Source organism: Mesorhizobium sp. M7A.F.Ca.CA.004.04.2.1 (assembly GCF_004022825.1).
Taxonomy (GTDB): Bacteria; Pseudomonadota; Alphaproteobacteria; order Rhizobiales; family Rhizobiaceae; genus Mesorhizobium.
Genome location: NZ_RZPH01001036.1, coordinates 1 through 2046 on the forward strand (window position 1 = coordinate 1; position 2046 = coordinate 2046).

Consider the following 2046-nt stretch of genomic DNA (forward strand, 5'->3'; position numbering starts at 1 on the left):
CCCAATTCCCCAGCCAGCGCCTCGCCCTTTCCGGACGACGAAAGAATGGCGACCTTGAAGCCGTCCGCCGCCAGCCGCTTGGCCGCCGCCGCACCCATGCCGCTGCCGCCGGCCACCACCACAGCTACTTTTTCTACACTCATCGGATTTTCCTCTCAGGGTTTGCGGGCACCGCAAGCGGTGTTTTCGGGAGCTGAGCGTTGATATAGCTGGTTTTCCCCGCTGGTTCGAACCAGAATGCCTGAAATCAACCTGTAGAAAAACTCCTGCATGCCCGAAGCCTTCCTCAGCCTGCCGCCGTTGAATGCGCTGCGCGCCTTCGAAGCCTCGGCGCGTCATCTCAACTTCCGCATCGCCGCCGAAGAGCTCAATGTCACGCAAGGGGCGGTCGCCCAGCACATTCGCGGGCTGGAAGCCGATCTCGGCACAAAGCTGTTCGAGCGGCTGCCGCGCGGCCTGGCGCTGACCGATGAGGGCCGCGCCTATGTCCCCAATATCCGCCGCGCCTTCGACCTGATCTCGGAGGCGACGCTGCTGCTTCGTCCCGAGCCGGCGCGGCTGACGATCAGCGTGACGCCGAGCTTCGCCACCAAATGGCTGATCCCGAGATTGCACGACTTCGTCGCGCACAACCCGCTGGTCGATTTGCGCGTGCTGGCCAGCGAGAGCCTGTCGAGCTTCCAGGCCGATGGCGTCGACATCGCGGTCAGGCAAGGCCGCCCGCCCTTCGGCGCTGGGCTGATCGTCGACCTGCTGTTTCCCCAGCAGATCGTCGCCGTCTGCAGCCCGGCCTTGCTGCCGGAAGGTGTTGCTGAAATCGCAGCCTCCGAAATCCAGCACCATGTGCTGCTGCACGATGCCCACAATCTGTGGCCGGAATTCATGGAGAAAGCGGTCGGCCTGAAGATGACGACCGAATTGAAACGGATGCGCTTCAACCAGACGGGCCTGGCCATCGACGCGGCCGTCGCCGGCCAGGGCATTGCGCTGGCCAGCCGCTTCCTCGTAGCCGCTGATCTCGCCACGGGCCGCCTGGTTCAGCCCGTCAGCGGCGAAATGCGCGGCACGCAGGATTTTTATGTCGTGATGCCGAGAAAACAGCGCCACCCCGAGCCGACGCAAGCCGTGCGGCAATGGTTGCTGGATGCGGGAGAAAGGCCGCCGCTCTAGATCGGCAGCAAGGCGTCGGGCTTCACATTGGCGATCGAAGCGTAGGTGTGTGTCTCCCGCACCCCGGGCAGCGGCAGGATGACGCGCTGCAGGAAATCCTGGAACATCGCCATGTCGGCGATGCGCGCCTTGACCAGATAGTCGAAGCCGCCGACCACCATGTGGCATTCGATGATCTCGGGCGCCCGCAGAACCGCCTCGGCGAAGCGGTCGAACACATGCGGCGCCGTGTGGTCGAGCCGCACCTCGATGAAGACGAGCTGCGCCTGCCCGATCCGAGCAGGATCGAGCACCGCGCGCACGGCGCGAATGAAGCCTTCGGCGAACAGCCGCTTGACGCGCTGCGTCGCCCCGGTCGGCGACAGACCGACCCGGCGCGCCAGATCGAGCGTCGTGCGGCGGCCGTCCTCCTGCAACAAACGTAGCAGCGAGCGGTCGATACGGTCGAGATCGTCCATTGCAGGATTCACACTTTTTGACCAGAACAAACGTGATAATCACGCCAAAGTAGCAAAAGCAGTATATTTCATCACGCTCCCGGACTGCAATACCGTTGTCGTGCAACCGACAACGAAAGCGTATCCCATGACATCAGCGATATCGACCTCCCGCAGCGCCCAGGCCAAGGGTGACATGCCCGTACTCATCCTGAGCGAGGCCGAGGTGAAAACCTGCATCGACCTGCGCCAGCTTCTCGACGTGCTCGCCGGCGGCTTCAAGGCCTTGTCCGGCGGCAAGGTGGTCAATCCGGCACGGCCGCAGCTCGATGTTCCGCAGGCCGGCTATTCGCTGGCGATGTCGGCATGGATAGCGGGCATGCATCTGACGGTGAAGATCGTCAACGTCTTCGAGGGCAACGTCGCCAAAGGCATCCCC

At 63.6% G+C, this 2046-nt stretch carries 2 protein-coding genes and 2 pseudogenes; 2 read left to right on the forward strand and 2 right to left on the reverse strand.

The features are described 5' to 3' along the window. A pseudogene (locus tag EN893_RS30870) lies at positions 1 to 143 on the reverse strand (3-oxoacyl-ACP reductase); the annotation flags it as partial. A gap of 127 nt (positions 144 to 270) precedes the next feature. Between EN893_RS30870 and EN893_RS30875 the strand changes: the two are divergent. Continuing rightward, complete coding sequence (locus tag EN893_RS30875) at positions 271 to 1170, forward strand: LysR substrate-binding domain-containing protein (RefSeq protein ID WP_127271872.1); 900 nt, start codon at positions 271 to 273, stop codon at positions 1168 to 1170. Here EN893_RS30875 and EN893_RS30880 read toward each other — a convergent pair. Beyond that, positions 1167 to 1628, reverse strand: a complete 462-nt coding sequence (locus EN893_RS30880; RefSeq protein WP_023813853.1) for an Lrp/AsnC ligand binding domain-containing protein — start codon at positions 1626 to 1628, stop codon at positions 1167 to 1169. The genes EN893_RS30875 and EN893_RS30880 overlap by 4 nt on opposite strands. 127 nt (positions 1629 to 1755) lie before the next feature. Between EN893_RS30880 and EN893_RS30885 the strand changes: the two are divergent. Then, positions 1756 to 2046: pseudogene (locus tag EN893_RS30885) on the forward strand (ornithine cyclodeaminase family protein); the annotation flags it as partial.

What these genes read in the sequence shown, in the direction of transcription:
- EN893_RS30880 (WP_023813853.1), bottom strand. Translation starts at nt 1,628, where the DNA reads ATGGACGATCTCGACCGTATCGACCGCTCGCTGCTACGTTTGTTGCAG.
- EN893_RS30875 (WP_127271872.1), top strand. Translation starts at nt 271, where the DNA reads ATGCCCGAAGCCTTCCTCAGCCTGCCGCCGTTGAATGCGCTGCGCGCC.